This is a genomic window from Burkholderia arboris (assembly GCF_038723655.1).
Taxonomy (GTDB): domain Bacteria; phylum Pseudomonadota; class Gammaproteobacteria; order Burkholderiales; family Burkholderiaceae; genus Burkholderia; species Burkholderia arboris.
Window position 1 is genome coordinate 275307 of the sequence record NZ_CP109823.1, and the last position, 20787, is coordinate 296093.

Below are 20787 nucleotides of genomic sequence, written 5' to 3' on the forward strand. Positions count from 1 at the left end.
AATGGCGAAATTTGAACGGCAAGGGGTCGAAGACCCGATGGCCACGCTGTGCCGGATGGCGCTGCAAACGCAGTATGCCGACCTGCCGGCCGGCGTGACGCGCCATGCGAAGCAGACGCTGCTCGACGCGATGGGCGTCACCATCGGCGGCTCGGCCATGGAGGGCATCCCCGAGATCGTCGCGCTCGTGAAGGAGCGCGGCGGCAACCCGCAGACACCGCTGCCGTTCTACGGCGGCCGCGTGCCGGCCCACGAGGCGGCGCTCGCGCTGGGCCCGATGCCGCGCGCGATGGATTGCGGCGACCTGCACGAAGAAGCCGGCCACGTGACCGAATACGTGGTGCCGACGCTGCTGGCCGCCACCGGCCTGCGCGGCAAGGTGTCGGGAAAGGAATTCCTCGCGGCGATGGCGGTCGGGCAGGAAATCCTGGTGCGGCTCGGCACGGCCTACAAGGTCATCAACCGCGCGATCAAGCATCACGAATGCGGCGGCCACTACATCTTCGGCGCGGTGGCTGCCGTGGGCAAGCTGCTCGGGCTGACGCAGGAGCAGCTCGAAAACGCGCAGGGCATCGCGCGGACCATGACGCAGCCCAACACCATGGGCATCTATTCGCCGGCCACGCTGATGGTGCGCATGCATCACGGGCTGGTGAGCCAGGCCGCGATCACGTGCTGCCAGCTGGCTCAGCGCGGCATCACGGGCCCGCGCGCCGAGGTGCTGACCGGGCCCAAGGGCTATCTGAGCACGGCGCGCTGGGAGACCGATCCCGACTTCATCCTGCACGCGCTCGGCGAGCACTGGGAGATGGAGAACATCATCACCAAGGGCTACAGCGCCTGCTATTTCTCGCATTCGTCGATCGACGCCATCCGCGAGCTGATGAAGGCGCACCGGTTCGGCGCGGGCGACATCGCCGGCATCCACATCGAGACGTCCACGCCGAGCTGGCGCGCGGTGTGCGAGCCGCAGGAGAAGAAGTGGCATCCGGTCACGGTGCCCGAGTGCCAGTTCAGCCTGCCTTACGTGGTGGCCATTGCCGCGTTCGACGACAAGGTGTTCCTCGAGTCGTACAACGAGGACGCGCGCAACCGGCCCGAGGTGCGCGAGCTGATGACGCGCATCACCGCCGAGGAAAACCCCGACGTGTCGGACTGGGGGGCGCGCCTCGCCGTCACGCTGCGCGACGGCCGCGTGCTGAAGCAGGAATGCGTCTACGTGAAGGGGCACCCGCGCAACCCGTTCACGGAAGAAGACTTCGTCGCCAAGTTCAGGCTCTGCGTGCCGTATGCCGCGATCGAGCTGTCGAAGCAGACGGTCGACAACATGATCGGCGACATCCTGCACCTCGACGAAGTGGACGACGTGGCCGCCACGCTGCTCGATCCGCTCGTGCCGTCCGGGCACTGACCGATACACGGACGAAACCGGCGCGGAAAGTTCGTGCCGGGCGAATCGCGGTGATCGCCCGGCACCATAAAAACATGTGAGGAGACCTCATGCATTCGCTCGAGCAGGTCACGATGGCCAAGGTGTTCCGGCGCCTCGTCCCGTTTTTCATGCTGTGTTATTTCATCTCGTTCCTGGATCGCGTCAACGTCGGCTTCGCCAGCCTGCAGATGAACGACGCGATCGGCCTCACGCCCGCGCAGTACGGCCTGGGCTCGGGGCTGTTCTTCCTGCTCTATTTCCTGTTCGAGGTGCCGTCCAACCTGTTGCTGGTGCGGGTCGGCACCCGCATCTGGATCGCCCGCATCCTGATTACCTGGGGGCTGATCTCGGGCGCCACGGCCTTCGTGACCGGCCCTTGGAGCTTCTATGCCGTGCGCCTGCTGCTCGGGCTCGCGGAAGCCGGGTTCTTCCCCGGTGTCGCCTATTGCATCACGCTGTGGTTCCCGTCGGCGTATCGTGCGCGCGTGATGGGCTATCTGCTGGTGGCCGCGCCGCTGTCGTCGGTGATCGGCTCGCCGATCTCGGGCATGTTGCTGGGGCTGCGCGGGCTCGACGGCCTGGGCGGGCTGCAAGGCTGGCAGTGGATGTTCCTGATCGAGGCGGCGCCCGCCGTGATCATGGGCTTCGTCACGCTGCGCTACCTGAAGGGTTCGCCGCGCGATGCGCACTGGCTGCAGGCGGACGAGCGCGAATGGCTCGCCGCGCGCATGACGAGCGAGGACAACCGGCGCCGCGACGAGCACGACATCCCGGTGGCGCGCGTGTTCAGCGACCGGCGCGTGTGGATGCTGGCGGCGATGGCGTTCGGCTTCTTCCTGACGATCTACGGCATCGGCTTTTTCCTGCCGCAGATCGTCAAATCCTTCGGCCTGACCAACGTGCAGACCGGCTTCGTCACGGCAATCCCTTACGTGATCGGCTCGGCGAGCCTGGTGTTCTGGGCGCGCCGCGCCGACCGGACCGGCGAGCGGCGCTGGAACATTGCGATTCCCGCGCTGATCGCCGCCGCGGCGCTGGTCGGGGCCGGCCTGATCGATGCGCCGGTGCTCAAGCTCGGCTGCTTCTGCGTGCTGGCCTTCGGCGTGTTCGGCGCGCTGCCCGCGTTCTGGGCGATCAATACCGACCTGCTGTCAGGGGCGGCTGCCGCGGCCAGCATCGCGTGGATCGGCGCGGTGGGCAACCTGGGCGGTTTCGCCGGGCCGTACCTGCTCGGCGTGACCAAGGCCCGCACGGGCGGCTATACGGCGGCGCTGCTGCTGATGGCCGTCGTCACCTTGCTGGCCGCCGGCATCGCACTTTCGGTGGGGCGGCAGCGCCGTACTTATCGCCCCGCATGAACCGACGTGGCCCGCACGCATGCCGGGCCATTCATCCTTCGATCATCCAGGAGACTGCAATGACCGTCACCCACGACACCCGGCCGGTTGCGCCGGACAACTGCCCGCCGCTCGAGCAAGCGGTGGTGCGCTTCATCCAGGAACTGAAATACGAGCATCTCGACGCGCGCGCGCATGCCGGCATCAGCCGGTTGATGCGTGACCAGATCGCGTTGCAGGTCGGCATTTCGAAACTGCCGTGGTCCGAGCAGCTGCTCGCGTATGCGACGGCCCAGCAACGCCCGGGCAACAGCCGCGTGAGCGCGTCGGCGCTGACGATGAGCGCGGCCGACGCCGCGTTCGTCAACGGCTCGTACGGGCACGGCTTCGAGTACGACGACGCGCACGGCCCCAGCTACAGCCACCCCGGCAGCTGCGTGATTCCGGCCGCGCTCGCGATCGGCGAGGAACTGGGTTCGTCGCTCGAGGAGATCATCGTCGCGATGGTGGCCGGCTACGAGGTCTATGCGCGCATCGGCATGCTGGCCGCGCCCGAGCTGCTGCAGCGCGGTTATCACCCGCACGGCACGCTGTCCAACTTCGGCGCGGCGGCCGTCGCGGCCAAGCTGCGCGGGTTCGACGCCGAAACGACGCTGCACGCGCTGGCGGTCGCGCTGAGCCACGTGTCGGGCACGACCGAATACACGTCGACCGGCGGTTCGATCAAGCGCATCCACGCGGGCATCGGCACGCGCAACGGGATGGCGGCGGCCGACATGGCGCGTGCCGGCATCACCGGCCCGCGCGCGTTCCTGAGCGGCAACAAGGGCTTCTTCCGCACCTTCCTGCAACGCACGGCCGGGGACAATGCCGAAAAGCGCTTCGTCATCGACCGGCCGTTCGAGATCGGCACGGTGTGGCTGAAGGCGTACTGCGCGTGCTACTGCACGCACGCGTACATCGATGCGCTGCGGCCGTTCGCGGCACGCCGCGACGAGATCGCCGACATCCACCTGAAGATCACGCCGCACTTCAACGTCGTCGTCGGCACGGCCAATGTCAACGCGTACGCGCCGAAGAACATCGAACACGTGCAGTTCAGCCTGCCGATCCAGGCCGCGTTCACGCTGCTCGGCAAGGGCAACGGCTATCCGGTCCACCGCGACTACCTGGCAGGCAAGGTGGACATGGCGCCCGTGATCGACATCGCGCGCAGCATCCGCATCACCGAGGAACCCGAACTCGAGAAGCAGTATCCCGGCAAGTTCGTGGCCGACGTGACCGTCACGTTCAAGGACGGCCGCAGCGAGCACGTGTTCGTCGGCGATCCGATCGGTACCGACACGAACCCGATGCCGGAGCACGAGCAGGATGCGAAGTTCATGGACCTGACCACCGACGTGCTGGGCGCCGAACGCTCGCGCACGCTGCTGGCCGCGCTGCGCGAGCTGAATCCGGCGACGAAGGCCGCCGAGCTGACCGCTCTGTGGGCCGTCGAAGGCTGACCGTGAAAGCCGTCCGGGGCGCCCTGTGCGTCCCGGGCGGGCGCCACACAAGACAATGGGCGGCGCCGGGAAACCGGATGCCGCCCATCTTTTTCTGCGTTGACCCTCGAATACCGGGCCGTCAATACCGCGAGTGAATCGCGAACCGCCTGCCGATCGCGCCTATTTCCTCACGCTCGCGACGATCGCCTCGGCCGCGCGGATCACCGGGAGATCGACCATGCGGCCGTCGAGGTTGAACACCGCGCCGCCGTGCTTCGCGGCTTCGTCGATCACGCGGCGCGCCCACGCCTGTTCCTCATCCGAATGGCCCAATGCGTCGTTCACACCGGCGACCTGCGCCGGGTGGATGCACAGCTTGCCGCCGAAGCCGAACGCGCGCGCGCGCCGGGCATCGGCCGCGAGGCGCTCGGCGTCGTCGGTGCGAACGGTCACGCCGTCGATCGGCGCGGGCAGCCGCGCGCGGCGCGCGGCGGCCACGAGCGCGTTGCGCGCAAAGGCCAGCTCCGGTTCTTCCGCCGATGCGCGCATGCCGAGGTCGAGCTGGAAATCCAGATGACCGAACGCGAGCCGAACGACCTGCGGATCGCGCGCCAGCGCATCGGCCGCATCGAGCCCGGCCAGCGATTCGATCAGTGCGACGATGCGCGCCGCGTCGCCGAGTTGTTGCGCGACGTGGCGCAGCGCAGTCGCGTCTTCGGACTTCGGCAGCATCACGACGACGCCTTGGCTGGTCCAGTCGCGCAGCAATGCGATGTCCGCGTCGTGCCACGGCGTACCGACGGCATTCACGCGCACGACGGTGCGCGAGCGCTGTTCCGGCGTCAGGAGCGGCAGGTGCTGCGCGAGCTGATCGCGCGCGGCATCCTTGCTGTCCATGGCGACCGCATCCTCGAGATCGATGACGATGCAGTCGGCGGCCGAATCGAGCGCCTTCGCGAAACGTTCGGGCCGGGTGGCCGGCACGAACAGGAAACTGCGCGCGTGATGCACGGGAGAAGAGGGCGTGGACATGGTTCAGATCGCGCCCGCGGCGCGCAGTTGTTCGATATCGGCGTCGGAGCGCCCGAGTTCGCGCAGAATCGCCATGCTGTGCTCGCCAAGCGCCGGCACCGCGTCCATGCGGACGTCGAAGCTGTCGATCGTGGCCGGCGGCAGGAGCGCCTGCAGTTCACCGGCGGGCGAGTCGATGGTGCGGAAGCGCTCGCGCGCATGCAGTTGCGGGTGCGTCCACAGATCGCTCACCTGGTTGACGGCCGCGTTCGCGATCTGCGCGTCGTCCAGGCGTGCAATGACTTCCTGCGCGGTGAGGCCCGCAAACGCCGCTTCGATCACGGCCTTCAGTTCGGCCCGATGTTCCGAGCGCCGGACATTGGCGTCGAAACGCGGGTCGGTTGCCAGCGCCGGGTCGCGCAGCACGGTGTCGCAGAACGCTTTCCACTCGCGCTCGTTCTGCAGGCCCAGCATCACGACGCGGCCGTCGCCCGCCGTGAACGGGCCGTACGGATAGATCGTCGCGTGCGCGGCGCCGTTGCGGCCCGGCGGCTGCTGGCCGTCGTACGCGTAGTACATCGGGAAGCCCATCCACTCGGCCAGCGCTTCGAGCATCGAGATTTCCACGTGCGAGCCTTCGCCCGTCACGCCGCGCTGCAGGAGTGCGCTGAGAATGCCCGTGTACGCATACATGCCAGCCGCGATATCCGCGATCGAGTTGCCGGCCTTGCTCGGCTCGTCGGGCGTGCCGGTGATCGACAGGAACGCCGCCTCGCTCTGGATCAGCAGGTCGTAGGCTTTCTTGTCGCGATAGGGACCGTCGCCGCCGTAGCCGGAGATGTCGCACACGATCAGCCGCGGATATTTGGCGTGCAGTGCGTCGAACGACAGGCCCATGCGCGCGGCCGCGCCCGGTGCGAGGTTCTGCACCAGTACGTCGGCCTGCGCGACGAGCTCGCCCAGCACTTCCTGGGCGGCGGGCTGCTTCAGGTCCAGCGTGAGGCTTTCCTTCGAGCGGTTGGTCCAGACGAAGTGCGACGCGAGTCCGCGCGTACGGTGATCGTAGGCGCGTGCGAAATCGCCGACGCCGGGGCGTTCCACCTTGATCACGCGCGCGCCGAGGTCGGCGAGCTGGCGGGTGCAGAAGGGCGCGGCGATCGCGTGTTCGAGCGTGACGACGGTCATCCCGCTCAGGGGGCCTTTTCGAGCTTGCATGGTCGGATCGTTATTCCAGTTCGGCGCTGGCCTGCATGGCCAGCTGTCCTTGCGGGCCGCGTGCCCACACGCGGGCGGTATGGCCTTCGAGCGCGCCGTTCACCGTGAAGGGCGCGGTGTCGAACAGCGGGCTGACCGCCTTGAATTCGAAACTGCGAATGGTCTTGCCGGGGTGCGTGAGGCGCAGTTCCTCCATCAGCAGCATCGCGATCAGCGGGCCGTGCACCACCAGGCCCGGATAACCTTCTTCCTGCATCGCATACGGGCGGTCGTAGTGGATCCGGTGGCCGTTGAAGGTCAGTGCGGAAAAACGCATCAGCAGCACCGGGTCGGGCGTGATGGTGCGCGAATACTGTTCGTCGGCCGGTGCCGGCTGCGGAGCCGGTGCGGGGGCGCCGGCCGACGCGGGCGGCGGGGCGTCGCGATACACGATGTCCTGTTCCTCGCGGATCGCCACGCCTTGTGCGTCGCTGATTTCGTGCAGCACGGTCACGAACACGAGCTGGCCGCTGCGGCCGGACTTGCTCTGCACGTTCGTGATCGTCGACCGGCGCTGCACGGGCGCATCGACGGCCAGCGGGCGCAGGAACTGCAGCCGTCCGCCGGCCCACATGCGGCGCGGTAGCACGACCGGCGGCAGGAAACCGCCGCGTCGCGGGTGGCCGTCTGCACCGATGTTCGACTGGCGCTCGCCCGGCAGGAAGTACAGCCAGTGCCACAGCGGCGGCAGGGCGGCCGGCAGCGCTGGCGTATCCGCGTAGTCCAGCGCGGCCTGCAGGAGGCGGATCGGCGCCTGGGTGATCCGGTCCGCGCTGTCCTCGCTGCGGCCGATCCAGGCGTCGAATGATTCGGGTTGCTCGACACTCATGTCGTTTCGCGCTCTCGAAATGGGATGCGTCGTGAAGGCTGCAAGCGGCTCGCGCGAACGCGCCGTTGCAGCCATTCGCGTCAGAGTTCGTTGACCAGTTCCGGCACCAGCGCGAACAGATCGCCGACGAGGCCGTAGTCGGCCACGCTGAAGATCGGTGCTTCCGGATCCTTGTTGATCGCGACGATCACCTTCGAATCCTTCATGCCGGCCAGATGCTGGATCGCACCCGAGATGCCGACCGCGATGTACAGCTGCGGCGCGACGATCTTGCCGGTCTGGCCGACCTGGTAGTCGTTCGGCACGTAGCCGGCGTCGACTGCGGCACGCGATGCGCCCAGTGCTGCCGACAGCTTGTCGGCCAGCGGCTCCAGCACCAACGCGAAGTTCTCGCCGCTGCCCAGACCGCGGCCACCCGACACGATGATCTTCGCGCTCGTGAGTTCCGGACGGTCCAGCTTCGTCACTTCGCGGCTCACGAACTGCGACTTGCCTGCATCGGCCGCCGCTTCGATCTTCTCGACCGCCGCGCTGCCGCCTTCAGCCGCAACCGGATCGAAGCCCGTCGCACGCACCGTGATCACCTTGATCGGATCGCTCGACTGCACCGTCGCGATCGCGTTGCCCGCGTAGATCGGGCGCTCGAACGTGTCGGCCGAATCGACTGCCGTGATGTCCGAGATCTGCGCGACGTCCAGCTTCGCGGCGATACGCGGTGCGATGTTCTTGCCGTAGGCGGTCGCCGGCGCGAGGATGTGCGAATAGTCCTTCGCAATGTTCAGCGCGGTCGCTTCGACGTTTTCCGCGAGGCCCGCTTCGAGCTGCGGCGCGTCGGCCAGCAGCACCTTCGACACACCCGCGATCTTCGCCGCTGCGTCCGCCGCTGCTTGCGCGTTGTGGCCCGCGACCAGCACGTGAACGTCACCGCCAATTTTCGCCGCCGCCGCCACCGTGTTCAACGTCGCGGCCTTGACCGACGCGTTGTCGTGTTCTGCAATCACCAGAATCGTCATTTTCTTGCGCTCCCTCTTACAGCACCTTGGCTTCGGTCTTCAGCTTCTCGACCAGCGTCTTCACGTCCGGCACCTTCACGCCGGCTGCGCGCTTCGGCGGCTCGACCACCTTCAGCGTCTTCAGACGCGGCGCGACGTTCACGCCCAGGTCTTCCGGCTTCACGGTTTCCAGCGGCTTCTTCTTCGCCTTCATGATGTTCGGCAGCGTCACGTAGCGCGGCTCGTTCAGGCGCAGATCGGTCGTGATCACCGCCGGCAGCGTCAGCGACAGCGTTTCAGCGCCGCCGTCGACTTCGCGTGCGACCGTTGCCTTACCGTCGGCCACCGTCACCTTCGACGCGAACGTCGCTTGCGGCAGGCCGGCCAGCGCGGCCAGCATCTGGCCCGTCTGGTTCGAATCGTCGTCGATCGCCTGCTTGCCGAGGATCACCAGTTGCGGCTGTTCCTTGTCGACCAGCGCCTTCAGGATCTTCGCGACGGCCAGCGGCTCGACGCTGTCGGTCGACTCGACGAGGATCGCGCGATCCGCGCCGATCGCCAGCGCCGTACGCAGCGTTTCCTGCGCTTGCGTGACGCCGACCGATACGGCGATCACTTCGGTCGCCACGCCCGCTTCCTTCAGGCGCACCGCTTCTTCAACCGCGATTTCGTCGAACGGGTTCATCGACATCTTCACGTTCGCGATGTCGACACCGGATCGATCGGACTTCACGCCGACCTTCACGTTCGCGTCGACCACGCGCTTGACGGGTACGAGAATCTTCATGAAAAGGTTTCCTTCGGAAATCAGTACGACCGGGGCAGTTGCAGCACGTGCTCGGCCACGTGCCCCAGAATCATGTTGGTGGAAATCGGCGCGACCTGGTACAGGCGCGTTTCACGGAATTTGCGTTCGACGTCGTATTCGCATGCGAAGCCGAAACCGCCGTGCGTCTGTAGGCACGCATTCGCGGCTTCCCAGCTCGCCTTCGCGGCCAGGTACTTGGCCATGTTGGCCTCGACGCCCGCGTTCTGGCGCGCATCGATCTTCTCGCACGCACGCCAGCGCATCAGGTTGGCGGCTTCCAGCTCGATGAACGATTCGGCCAGCGGAAACTGGATGCCTTGGTTCTGCCCGATCGGGCGGCCGAACACCTTGCGCTCGACCGCGTAGTCGCGGGCCTTCTCCAGGAACCAGTAACCGTCGCCGATGCACTCGGCCGCGATCAGCGTGCGCTCGGCGTTCAGGCCGTCGAAGATCACCTTCAACCCCTTGCCTTCGGTGCCGAGCAGCGCGTCTTCCGGCAGTTCGAGGTTGTCGAAGAACAGCTCGTTCGTCTCGTGGTTGACCATGTTGAGGATCGGACGCACGGTGAGGCCGTTGCCGATCGCCTTGTCCAGCTCGACGATGAAGCACGACAGGCCGTCGCTCTTCTTCTGCACCTGGTCCAGCGGCGTGGTGCGCGCGAGCAGGATCAGCAGGTCGCTGTGCTGCACGCGCGAGATCCACACCTTCTGGCCGTTGATGACCCAGCGGCCGTCCTTCTTCACCGCGGTGGTCTTGAGCTTGGTGGTATCGCTGCCGGTGGTGGGCTCGGTCACGCCCATCGACTGCACACGCAGCTCGCCGGACGCGATGCGCGGCAGGTAACGCTGTTTCTGCGCTTCGGTGCCGCTGAACACGATGGTGTTCATCACGTACATCTGGCCGTGGCACGCGCCGGAATTGCCGCCGGAACGGTTGATCTCTTCCATGATGACCGACGCCTCGGCCATCGACAGGCCGGGGCCGTCGTATTCCTGCGGGATCAGCGCGGCCAGCCAGCCGGCCTGCGTGAGCGCGGTGACGAAGGCCTCGGGATAACCGCGCTCCTCGTCGATCTTGCGGTGGTATTCGGCCGGAAACTGGCTGCACAGGCCGCGCACGGCGTCGCGGATTTCCTGGTACTGGTCGGGGGCGGAAAAGATGGAGGCGCTCATGAATCCTGTCTCGTCATTGGCATCGGTTAGGTCCATAATAAGTTTTGATGGATCGATGAAAAAATAGAATTTTTTGATGGATGTATCAGTTTTCGGTATCGAGGACTCTGCGATGGATCTCAAGCAACTGCGCGCCTTCGTCACGGTGGCCGAAACCGGCAACGTCACGCGTGCGTCGAGCCTGCTGAATCTCGTGCAGCCGGCGGTGTCTCGCCAGCTGCGCCTGCTCGAGGAAGACATGGGCACCGAGCTGTTCGAGCGCGGCCGTCACGGGATGCAGCTCACGCCGTCGGGCAAGACGATGCTCGAATACGCGCGGCGCATCCTCAACGAGGTGGCGCGCGCCAAGGCCGAGATTCAGCCCACCGACGGGCCGGTCGCCGGCATCGTGAGCATCGGCCTGCTGGCCAGCACGTCGGATCTGCTGGCCACGCGGCTGGCGAGCGAGGTTGCGCGGCGTTACCCGCACATCCGCCTGCGGCTCACGATCGGCTACGCGGGGCACCTGCAGGACTGGCTCGAAGCCGGGGACGTGGACACCGCGCTGTTGTACGGGCAGAAGGAAACGCCCGCGCTGCACGTCAAGGCGCTGATCGAGGAAAGCCTGTGGGCGGTGGCCGCGCCGTCTGCCGGGCTGTCGCGCAAGCGGCCGCTCGCGCTGTCGCGCGTGGCGAGCGAGCCGTTCATCCTGCCGTCCGCGCCGCAGGGCCTGCGCGCGGCGATCGAGCACGCCGCGGCCGAAGCGGACGTGACGCTGCGGGTCGTCACCGAAACGAATGCACTGAGCGTGCAAAAGGATCTGGTCGCGCAAGGCCACGGCTGGACGATCCTGCCGGCCGTCGGCGTCACGCGGGAAGTCGAGCAGGGCACGCTGTGCGCGGCGCCGCTCGCGCCGCCGGGCATCAAGCGCACGATCGTGCTGGCGGCGCCCAGCAGCCGGCAGGCCACGGCGCCGGTGCGCTGCGTGGTCGCCGTACTGCTCGACTGCGTGAAGGCCACGTTCGACGAGGGCCACTGGCCCGATGCGCGCTGGCTGGGCTAGGGCGACCAACGCGCACCCCGGCGGGCGGGCCCGGCCGGGGTGTGCCAGCGCCAGCACCGGCGCCGGCAGGCTGCGGCTCGCATGCGCGAGCCGCGCAACGCTTACTTCAACGGCATGCAGATGCGCGTCTGCAACCGGGCGGGCGGCGTGGTGCGCGGGTCGTTCAGGTATTGCTCGAACATCGGGAAGTCGGCGGGCACCATGCCGCTGGCGGGCAGCCATTCCGAAAACATCCAGTTGTACGGCTGGTCCATTTCGTTGTACGGCCCGGTGTAGGTCAGGATCGCGCAGCGGCCGGCGGGAATCTCGAAGCGTTCCAGCTCGTCGCCCAGGTCGGCATCGGGCGCGACGGACATGCCGGCCATCGAGCGCAGCCGGTCGGGCGGCACCTGCTCGGGATCGTCGAAATACACGCCGAAGCCGATCGCTTCGGGGCGCGCCAGGCCACGGCCGGCGGCCAGCATGAACGCGCGGGTGAAGACCGGACCGATTTCCTGATAACTGCCGCGATGGGGCAACGCGGCCAGCACGGCGCCGGGGAAGGTTTCGATGGTGACGGGATACATGCCGAGCTCCTTGGGATTGAACGGAACGGAGCGGGCCGCGCGGTAGCGCCCCGGCGACATGCCGAAGGTCGCACCGAACGCGCGGTTGAAGGCAGCGTCCGACGCATAGCCGGCGCGCTGCGCAACGTCGCGCAATGGCGCCCCGGTCCCGCCCAGTGCGACCGCCGCGCGGTGCATGCGAATGCGCTGCACGGTGGCGTTCACCGTCTCGCCGATCATCGCGCGGTAGACGCGGTGAAAGTGATACGGCGACAAGCACGCGAGGTCGGCCAGCAGATACAGATCCGGGTCGGCGTCGGGGTGGCTTGCCAGCCAGCGCAGGACAGGGTCCATGCGCCGGGCGTACTGGGTAAGGGTTCGGGGTTTCAATTGCGGGCTCCTGGAGGAGCAATGTAGGGTCGGCGGGTTTGCAGATTTTGCGGTTTTCGGCGGGCGCGGGGAAGGGGGCGTGTGCCGGCTCGCGCACGCGTGACCGGCGCGGCGCGGGCAGGGAAAGGCGGGGCGGCAGCGGCCTACAGCCGTTCCAGCAATTGCCGCCGCATGAGCTTGCCGTTGCTGTTGAACGGCAGTTTGTCGATGGGGATGATGCGCGCGGGATGCTTGTACGGCGCGAGTTGCTCGCGCAAATACCGGCGCAACGCGCGTTCGTCCAGCGGATGCGCGGCATCGAGCTCGACGAATGCGATGACGGCCTCGTTGCCGTCCGCTTCTTTCTGGCCGACGACGGCCGAGTTCAGGATGCCCGGGAAACGGTTGAGCGCCTGTTCCACTTCGCCCGGATACACGTTGAACCCGGAGCGGATGATCATCTCCTTGAGCCGCCCGACGATGAACAGCGCGCCGTCGTCGTGCAGTTCGCCCAGGTCGCCCGATGCGTACCAGCCGCCATCGCGCATCACGTCGGCGGTGGCCTGCGGGTCGCGGAAATAACCGGGCATCAGGCCCGTGCCGCGCAGCCAGATTTCACCGCGCGCGCCGGCGGGCAGCGTCCGGCCGCTGGCCGGATCGACGATGCGCAACTCGGCGCCCGGGAATGCGTAGCCCGCGCTGGTATCGCCGCGCGTTTCGCCGAGGCGGGTGGCGTGCAGCGAGCCCGCGTATTCCGACAGGCCGTAGCCGTGATGCAGCGGCTGCCCGAACAACGCCTCGACCTGCTGCTTGAGCGCCATGTCGAGCGGCCCGGCGCCGGCGTAGAGATAGCGCAGGCAGGGCGCGTCGGGGCGGGCGATACGATGTTCCGCGCAATACCGCAGCAGCCGGGAGAACAGCATCGGCGGACCCTGCACCTGGCTCACGCCCCGGTGAGCCAGCGCGTCGAACAGCTCCGCCGGTTCGAACTGCGGCCGCATTTCCAGCGCCGCGCCTGCGTGCAGCGACGCCAGCAGCACCGTGCCGAGACCGAAGATGTGCGTCATCGGCGCGTAGGCGTAGACGCGGTCGTCGGGGCCCAGCGCGCGCGATTCGGCCGATACGCGCGCGAAATGCAGCACGCCGCGGTGTGTCATCATCACGCCCTTGGGCGCGCCCGTGGTTCCGGACGTGAAGATGATGGCCGCCACGTCGCTCGCCAGCGGCTCCGGTTCGACCCGCGCCGCGGCATGCACGGCGCTGCGTGTGAGGCCGTTCACGCATGATGGGCGGGCACCGTGCCGCGCCGCGTGCGCGCCGGCCGCCGGCGACACGCCCGACGTGAAGTACAGCACGCGCGCATCGGCCTTGAGCGCGAACGCGTCGACTTCGCTCGGCGCCATGCGCGCATTGACGCCGCACGACCACGCGCCGACGCGGCTGCACGCGATCAGCAGCGCGGCATGTTCGGCGCAGTTTTCGGCCACCACCAGCACGCGGTCGCCGCGGCGCACGCCGTCGTCCCGCAGCTCGCGTTCGAGCGCGTCGGCCAGCGTGCCGACGTCCTCGTAGCTCAGGCTGCGATCGGGGAGATGGATGAACGGGCGCCCGGGGGCCTCGGCCAGCCAGCGATCCAGCAATTCATGAATGCGTGCGGTCATGCGCGATGCTCCTCGTCCCTTACTGCGATACGCATGCGACGGCCGGCCGGCTCAGGCGAAGCGCACCAGGTCGTCCACGTCGGCACGCGTGGTGCGGAACTGGTTGACCGGATGCGCGTCTTCCGCGTAGCCGAACGAGATGCCGCAAATCATGTGCTGCGTATCGGGAATGTCGAAATACTCGCGCACGAACCGGGCATGACGCGCCAGCGCGCCCTGCGGCGTAGTCGCCACGCCGTGTGCATAGGCCGCGATCAGGAAAGACTGCACGAAGCCGCCGGCATCGACGAGCGCATACGGGCCGAGTTCCGCCGGCACCGTGATGATCGCCACGTGCGGCGCGTCGAACATGCGGAAGTTGCGGAACGCCTGCTCGGCGCTGCGCTCGCTGTCCTTCGGGCCGATACCCAGCGACGAATACAGCGCAATGCCCGCGCCGCGCCGGCGTTCGCGGTAAATGCCTTCATAGCTCGGCGGGAAGGGCAGGTCCGATTCGTTTTCCGGATGATCGTTGACCCGCTGCATCAGCGCCTGCCGAAAGCGTTCGGTGCTCTCGGGCGTTTCGGTGATGACCAGTTGCCACGGTTGCACGTTGCACCACGAAGCCGAGCGGCCAGCCATGCCGACGATGCTGCGGATCAGTTCGAGGTCCAGCGCCTGGTGCCGGTACGCGCGGCAGGTCGAGCGGCCGCTCGTCAGGCGATCCAGCGCCGCGAGTTCGGAGATGGGGGATGTCATGTCAGTTGCGTCCTTGCCAGTTGCCCGGCCCGCGCGCCTCGGCGGCGCGACGGTCGCGAGCGGAAAACCACTGCGGGGAACACGCTCGACGATTGCGCCGGCGGCCGCAGGGCGGTGCGCGCGACGCTGTCGGCGGTCGTGTTCGCCCGCTTCAGATGAACGTGCCGTGTGCGCGCAAGGCGTCGATGCGCGCGTCGGGCAGCCAGTCCTGCAGTGCGGCGATCGCGTTGTCGGTCGTCGGCGGCGCAGGCGGTTCGGGTTGGGCCGCGGGCGTACGCGAAAAGCGCGGGCCGGGCGCCGGATGCGTGACGCCGTTCAGGTCGATGAACGTGCCGCGCGCTTTCACGTGCGGATGGTCGGGCGCTTCGTCGAAGTCGAGCACGGGCGCCACACACACGTCGAGATGGCCGAGCTGTTGCGCCCACTCGTCGCGCGTGCGTTCCCTGAATTTCGCGGCGAGTATCTCCTTGGCTTCGGGCCATTGCGCGCGGTCCATCTGCGCCTGCAGCCGCGGATGGTCCTGCAGCCCGAGCTGTTCGAGCAGCAGCCGGTAGAACTTGCCCTCGATGGGGCCGACGCTTATGTACTTGCCGTCGGCGCATGCGTACACCTCGTAGAACGGCGCGCCGGTATCGAGCAGGTTCGTGCCGCGCGCCTTGTCGAGCATGCCGGCCGCATGCAGACCCATCGTCACGGTCATGATCGACGCCACGCCGTCGACAATCGCGGCGTCCACCACCTGGCCCTGCCCGGAACCGCGCGCTTCGAGGATGCCCGCGAGCAGCCCGAAGGCCAGGTACAGCGAACCGCCCGCATAGTCGCCCAGCACGTTGAGCGGCGGCGTCGGCGCCTGCCCGGCGCGGCCCATCGCATGCAGCGCGCCGGTGATCGAAATGTAGTTCAGGTCGTGCCCGGCCACCTGCGACAGCGGGCCGTCCTGCCCCCATCCGGTCACGCGGCCGTAGACGAGGCGCGGGTTGCGCGCCAGGCACGGTTCGGGGCCGAGACCGAGGCGTTCCATCACGCCGGGACGAAAGCCCTCGATCAGGCCGTCGGCCTGGTCGATCAGCTCGAGCACCATCTCGACGGCGGCGGGATCTTTCAGGTCGACGCGCACCGACTTGCGATTGCGCAGGCCCAGGTCGAATTCGACGGGGCGCGGCGCGCCGAGCCCCGAAGGCTCCTTGCGGTCCACGCGGATGACGGCCGCGCCAAGATCTGCCAGGAACATCGCGGCCAGCGGCCCGGGGCCGATGCCCGCGATCTCGACGATCCGGATGCCCGCGAGCGGGCCGCGACGGGAGGGTGCAGCGGACATGGTCAGATCACTCCCTGGTCGCGCAATTGCTGCAGGCGATCCTCGGACAGCTTGAGCAGCCCCCGATAGATCTCGTCGTTGGCGGCGCCGAGCTCCTGCGCCGGCTGGTCGAACTGCACGGGTGTCTGCGACAGCTTGATCGGCAAGCCCATGCCCATCGCATCGACGTCGGCCAGCCCCGGGTGCTCCAGCTTCACCACGGCGCCGCGCGCCTGCAGCACCGGGTCCTTCAGCACGTCGAGCGGCGAGCGCACGGGCGCGGCCGGCACGCCGCGCTTGACTTGCAGCTCGGCGATGACTTCCTCGGTGCTGCGCCGGCTCGTCCAGTCCTCGATGATCGCGTTGATCTCGGCCGCATGCTTCATGCGCGGGCCGCGCGTCGCGTAGCGCGGGTCCGTGACGATCTCCGGCCGGCCCACGGCTTCCATCAGGTTCTGGAACCAGTCGGGCTGGAACGCGACCATCGCCACGTGGCCGTCGCGCGTGCCGTAGACGCCGAACGGTACCAGCCGGTCCTGGAAATTGCCCGAGCGCTTCGAGTAGCCGTGCTTCAGGAACACGTCGAAATGCTCCTCGGCCACCAGCGACGACAGGCAGTCGAGCATCGACACCTGCACGGACTGGCCCACGCCGGTGCGGCCACGGTGAATCAGCGCGGCGAGGATGCCGTTGACGGCGTACAGCGGCGTGATCAGGTCGGCTATCGGCAGGCCCGAGCGGGTCGGCGGGCCGTCGGCGAAACCGGTCACGTCCATGATCCCCGACAGCGCCTGGACGATGATGTCCATGCCCTTCAGGTTCTTGTACGGGCTCGGTTCGCCGAACGCCTTGATCGACGCATAGACGATCCGCGGATTGACCTGGCGCACGCTCTCGTAATCCACGCCCAGGCGCGCCGTCACGCCCTCGCTGGCGTTTTCGATGACGACGTCGGATTCCTTGACCAGCTCCATGAACAGCGCCTTGCCCTGTTCCGATTTCAGGTCGAGCGTGATGCTTTTCTTGTTGCGTGCGCGGTTGAGGATGGTCAGCGACACCTCGTCGTCGCCCTTGACGCCGAAGTGGACGCCGTCCTTGCCGACATAGGGGGGATTGTTGCGCGCGATGTCGCCGCCGCCCGGCGATTCGACGCGGATCACTTCGGCACCCATGCCACCCAGCAGCAGCGATCCGTACGGGCCGGCCAGGGCCACGGTCAGATCGAGCACTCGGATACCTTCCAACGGTCTTGCAGCTGACATGCTTGTCTCCTGAAACTGGCCTGCGGCCGGTGCGCGGCCCGAATGCGCCGGTGCGCGGCTCGCAGACAGCTCTTTATGCCTGTTCGATGCCCGACGTTTCCCGAACCGGGAAAACGTCGGCGGATTACCGGATTCAATAAGACTTCGGCAACCCGAGCTTGCGCTCGGCAATGTTCGACAGAATGAGTTGCGGGGTGACAGGGGCAATGTAGCCGATCCACGCCTCGCGCATGAACCGCTCGACGTGATACTCCTTCGCATAACCGAAGCCGCCGTGCGTGAGGATCGACGTCTGGCACGCATTCATGCACGCTTCGGACGCCAGCAGCTTCGCCGCGTTCGCCTCCGAGCCGCACGGTTGCCCCCGGTCGTACAGGTCCGCCGCCGCGAAGATCATGTGGTTCGCCGCTTCCAGCTCCGCCCAGTTGCGCGCGAGCGGATGCTGCACGCCCTGGTTTTGCCCGATCGGGCGGCCGAACACGACGCGCTCCTTCGCGTATTGCGTCGCGAGGTTGAGCACCGCGCGGCCGATACCGACCTGCTCGACGGCCACCAGCACGCGCTCGGCGTTCATCCCGTGGAAGATGTAACTCAGGCCCTTGCCTTCCTCGCCGATCAGTTCGCCCTTCGACACCGGCAGGTCGTCGATGAACAGCTCGTTGGTATCGACCGCCGCGCGGCCGAGCTTGTCGATCTCGCGGATGTCGACATAGCGGCGATCGAGCTTCGTGTAGAACAGGCTCAGCCCCTCGCTGTGCTTCTTCACTTCCTCGATCGGCGTGGTGCGCGCGAGGATCAGCATGTGGTCGGCCACCTGCGCGGTCGAGATGAAGACCTTCTTGCCCGAGATCAGGTAATTGCCGTCGGGCTGCTTCTTCGCGACCACCTTGAGTTTCGTGGTGTCGAGGCCCGTGTCCGGCTCGGTCACCGCGAAACAGGCCTTGTGTTCGCCGCGCGCGAACGGCGGCAGCCACGCCTTCTTCTGCGCTTCCGTGCCGAAATGCACGACCGGTTGCAGGCCGAAGATGTTCATGTGGATGGTCGACGCCGCCGCCTGCCCGCCGCATTCGGCGACCGTGCGCATGAACAGCGCCGCTTCTGTCACGCCGAGGTTCGCGCCGCCCACGTCTTCCGGCATGCAGATGCCGAGCCAGCCGCCGCTCGCAACGGCCGTGAAGAACTCGTGCGGGAATTCGTGATTCTTGTCCTTGTTGCGCCAGTACTCGAGCGGAAAGTCCGCGCAGATCTTCTGCGCGGCATCGACGATCGCGACCTGGTCGGGGCTCAGTTGGTAGTCCATGTCAAATTCTCCTGCGGGAACGAGGTCAAGCCTGGCTGGTGGGGCGCAGCATCATCAGGCCCGTGCGCACGGCGGTGCACACGATCTCGTCGCGCTGGTTGCGGGCCACGTGCTTGAAGGTGACGATGCCCGAGTCGGTGCGGCTCTTCGACAGGCGCGCCTCGACGATCTCGGTCTCGACGCGGATCGTGTCGCCGTGGAAAGTCGGCTTCGGGAACGCGATCTCGCCGAAGCCCAGATTACCGAGCGTCGTGCCGAGCGTCGTTTCGTACACGGTGATGCCGGCCACCAGCGCGAGCAGGAACATGCTGTTCACGAGGCGCTGGCCGTACATCGTGTTCTTGCTGTATTCGGCGTCGATGTGCAGCGGCGCGCAGTTGTAGGTCATCGCCGAGAACAGCACGTTGTCGGTCTCGGTCACCGTGCGGCGGATCGCATGCTCGATCACCATGCCGGGCTTGAATTCTTCGAAGTAGAGGCCTGCCATTTTGTGTCTCCTGACGTATTCTGGTGGGTAATCAGCGGTTGAACGACTGCGCGAGCGCGATGATTTCGCGTGCCGTTTTCGCGTGGGCGATGTCGATGTGCTCGCCGTCATAGATGCACGACGCGCGGCCTTCCGCCTGGGCCTGGTCGAGCGCGTCGATCATGCCCTGGTAGAACGCGACTTCCTCTTCGGTGGGGCTGTAGGTGCGGTTGACGATCTCGACGTTCGACGGGTGCAGCACCAGCTCGCCGCTCATGCCGAGCTGGCGATCGTTCGCCGACGAGACCTTGAGGCCGTCGAGGTCGTGCACCTGCTGCCACACGCCGCCGATCGGCAGCTTGCCGGCGGCGCGCGCGGCCATCACGATGCGCGACTTCAGGAACTGGGTTTCGCGGCCTTCAAGCGACCAGACGGTCTTCAGCGCGCGCGCCACGTCGGCATTCTTCGCGGTCGCGCCGACGATCGCAGGCACCCGTTCGTGCTGCGCGATTTCATACGCGAGTTGCAGCGAGCGGGCGGTTTCCAGCAGCGGAATCACCTTGGTGTGACCGACCTCGACGCCGGCGCGGTACTCGGCTTCGGCCAGCATCGACGCCACGGTGTGGATGTCTTCCGGCCCGCAGGGCTTCGAGATCACGATGCCCTCGATCACCGGGTTCACGATGGCCAGGATGTCGTCGAAGTCGTACAGGTGCGCGCTGCGGTTGATGCGCACCCAGACGCGCTGCTTCTGCTCGGCCAGCCAGGCCAGCTTGGAGCGGACGATCTCGCGCGCCTCGACTTTCTGCGCCGGCGGCACGCTGTCCTCGAGGTCGAGGATCAGCGCATCGGCGCCGGACTGAATGGACTTCTCGATCCAGGTCGGCTTGTTGCCCGGAACGAAAAGGAAGGAACGGATCGGTTTCATCTGCGTCGTCATGACTGTCTCGGCCTGTTGTTGGGGGGCATCGGATACATGCGTCAGGTTTTACCTAACAACTGGTAGTTAGTTTGATGCGCAAATGCCGAGACCGTCATTGGGGTTTATACCGAGACGCAGACGCTGTGGTGCTGCGGCGCGCACGCCGGTTCCGGGTTCGAGGGCGGCGCACGGTGGGGGTCGGCCGCGGGGCAGGGCGCGGCAATCAGCGCGACGCTGGCCCCGCGCCGGAGAAGAACAGGGTGCAAAGCTGGTCGGCGACCCGCTCCAGCGGGCCCTTTTGCGGGTTGAACCACGACTGGATCGAGTTGATGCTGCCCAGGATGTGGATGCGCGCGAGGGGAATGTCCACGTCGTCGCGGAGCCTGCCTTCGGCACGCAGGTCTTCCAGCAACCCGTTCCAGAGCGTCTGGTGATGTTCGCGCCGCACGACCTGCCGTTCGCGGATCGTGTCAGGCAACTGGCCCAACAGCCGGCCGTGCGCGACCGCGAAATCGCCGTGCATGACGAGGCCGCGCATCTGCCCGAGTACCGCCGCACGGAACCGTTGCTCGGCGGTGGCGCCGGCGCCGAGTGCGTCCAGCTGCTCGTTCAGGTGATGGAGGATGTGCACGGCACCTTGCTCCATCACCGCTTCGACGAGTTCTTCCTTCGACGAGAAGTGGTAGTAGATGCTCGCGGCCTCGATGCCGGCCTGATCGGCGATGTTGCGCATCGTCGTGGCCGAATAGCCTTGCAGGCCGAACGTGCGGGCGGCAAAACGGATCAGCGATTCACGCGTCTCGCACGTACCGGCGGAATTCGATTTCGATCGTTTGGCCATTCCCCTGGTTGCCTGTACATGG

19 protein-coding genes are annotated in these 20787 nt (G+C 67.1%); 4 read left to right on the plus strand and 15 right to left on the minus strand.

What is annotated here, in order from left to right; genetic code table 11:
* Position 1 precedes the first annotated feature (1 nt).
* From OHZ10_RS33915 to OHZ10_RS33925, 3 genes are all read left to right on the plus strand, one after another.
* On the plus strand, positions 2–1411 hold the full coding sequence (locus OHZ10_RS33915; protein WP_256087380.1) for an MmgE/PrpD family protein: 1410 nt from the start codon (positions 2–4) through the stop codon (positions 1409–1411).
* A gap of 89 nt (positions 1412–1500) precedes the next feature.
* A complete protein-coding gene (locus OHZ10_RS33920; RefSeq protein WP_256087381.1) occupies positions 1501–2790 on the plus strand; it encodes an MFS transporter in 1290 nt (429 codons plus the stop codon).
* A gap of 59 nt (positions 2791–2849) precedes the next feature.
* Positions 2850–4274, plus strand: a complete 1425-nt coding sequence (locus tag OHZ10_RS33925; protein ID WP_059241674.1) for an MmgE/PrpD family protein — start codon at positions 2850–2852, stop codon at positions 4272–4274.
* 162 nt (positions 4275–4436) lie between these two features.
* Here OHZ10_RS33925 and OHZ10_RS33930 read toward each other — a convergent pair whose 3' ends face one another.
* From OHZ10_RS33930 to OHZ10_RS33955, 6 genes are all read right to left on the minus strand, one after another.
* On the minus strand, positions 4437–5288 hold the full coding sequence (locus OHZ10_RS33930) for a CoA ester lyase (RefSeq protein ID WP_342706370.1): 852 nt from the start codon (positions 5286–5288) through the stop codon (positions 4437–4439).
* 3 nt (positions 5289–5291) lie between these two features.
* Complete coding sequence (locus tag OHZ10_RS33935; protein ID WP_342706371.1) at positions 5292–6482, minus strand: CaiB/BaiF CoA-transferase family protein; 1191 nt, start codon at positions 6480–6482, stop codon at positions 5292–5294.
* Between the two features lie 10 nt (positions 6483–6492).
* On the minus strand, positions 6493–7350 hold the full coding sequence (locus OHZ10_RS33940) for an FAS1-like dehydratase domain-containing protein (protein WP_342706372.1): 858 nt from the start codon (positions 7348–7350) through the stop codon (positions 6493–6495).
* Between the two features lie 80 nt (positions 7351–7430).
* Positions 7431–8363 (minus strand): electron transfer flavoprotein subunit alpha/FixB family protein, encoded by a 933-nt coding sequence (locus tag OHZ10_RS33945; RefSeq protein WP_342706373.1) that lies wholly within the window; start codon positions 8361–8363, stop codon positions 7431–7433.
* Positions 8364–8379: 16 nt separating this feature from the next.
* Positions 8380–9129 (minus strand): electron transfer flavoprotein subunit beta/FixA family protein, encoded by a 750-nt coding sequence (locus tag OHZ10_RS33950; RefSeq protein ID WP_340626022.1) that lies wholly within the window; start codon positions 9127–9129, stop codon positions 8380–8382.
* Between the two features lie 20 nt (positions 9130–9149).
* On the minus strand, positions 9150–10322 hold the full coding sequence (locus OHZ10_RS33955; protein ID WP_059241687.1) for an acyl-CoA dehydrogenase family protein: 1173 nt from the start codon (positions 10320–10322) through the stop codon (positions 9150–9152).
* A gap of 112 nt (positions 10323–10434) precedes the next feature.
* On the opposite strand from OHZ10_RS33955, the gene OHZ10_RS33960 reads away from it, so the two are divergent.
* Positions 10435–11364, plus strand: coding sequence for a LysR family transcriptional regulator (locus OHZ10_RS33960; RefSeq protein WP_059241689.1), 930 nt, complete (start codon positions 10435–10437; stop codon positions 11362–11364).
* A gap of 101 nt (positions 11365–11465) precedes the next feature.
* On the opposite strand, the gene OHZ10_RS33965 is transcribed toward OHZ10_RS33960, so the two are convergent.
* The 9 genes from OHZ10_RS33965 to OHZ10_RS34005 all read right to left on the minus strand — a co-directional run bounded on the left by OHZ10_RS33965 (position 11466) and on the right by OHZ10_RS34005 (position 20765).
* Complete coding sequence (locus OHZ10_RS33965; protein WP_059241691.1) at positions 11466–12299, minus strand: AraC family transcriptional regulator; 834 nt, start codon at positions 12297–12299, stop codon at positions 11466–11468.
* A 143-nt stretch (positions 12300–12442) separates the two neighbouring features.
* Positions 12443–13939 (minus strand): class I adenylate-forming enzyme family protein, encoded by a 1497-nt coding sequence (locus OHZ10_RS33970; RefSeq protein WP_342706374.1) that lies wholly within the window; start codon positions 13937–13939, stop codon positions 12443–12445.
* Between the two features lie 51 nt (positions 13940–13990).
* On the minus strand, positions 13991–14677 hold the full coding sequence (locus OHZ10_RS33975; RefSeq protein WP_342706375.1) for a nitroreductase family protein: 687 nt from the start codon (positions 14675–14677) through the stop codon (positions 13991–13993).
* A 151-nt stretch (positions 14678–14828) separates the two neighbouring features.
* Positions 14829–15995, minus strand: coding sequence for a CaiB/BaiF CoA-transferase family protein (locus tag OHZ10_RS33980; protein WP_342706376.1), 1167 nt, complete (start codon positions 15993–15995; stop codon positions 14829–14831).
* Positions 15996–15997: 2 nt separating this feature from the next.
* A complete protein-coding gene (locus OHZ10_RS33985) occupies positions 15998–17236 on the minus strand; it encodes a CaiB/BaiF CoA transferase family protein (protein WP_059241698.1) in 1239 nt (412 codons plus the stop codon).
* A 133-nt stretch (positions 17237–17369) separates the two neighbouring features.
* Positions 17370–18536 (minus strand): acyl-CoA dehydrogenase family protein, encoded by a 1167-nt coding sequence (locus OHZ10_RS33990; protein ID WP_342706377.1) that lies wholly within the window; start codon positions 18534–18536, stop codon positions 17370–17372.
* Positions 18537–18561: 25 nt separating this feature from the next.
* Positions 18562–19023, minus strand: coding sequence for a MaoC family dehydratase (locus OHZ10_RS33995; RefSeq protein WP_256087389.1), 462 nt, complete (start codon positions 19021–19023; stop codon positions 18562–18564).
* A gap of 31 nt (positions 19024–19054) precedes the next feature.
* A complete protein-coding gene (locus tag OHZ10_RS34000) occupies positions 19055–19942 on the minus strand; it encodes an HpcH/HpaI aldolase/citrate lyase family protein (protein ID WP_256087390.1) in 888 nt (295 codons plus the stop codon).
* Between the two features lie 205 nt (positions 19943–20147).
* Complete coding sequence (locus OHZ10_RS34005; protein WP_342706378.1) at positions 20148–20765, minus strand: TetR/AcrR family transcriptional regulator; 618 nt, start codon at positions 20763–20765, stop codon at positions 20148–20150.
* Between the last annotated feature and the right edge of the window lie 22 nt (positions 20766–20787).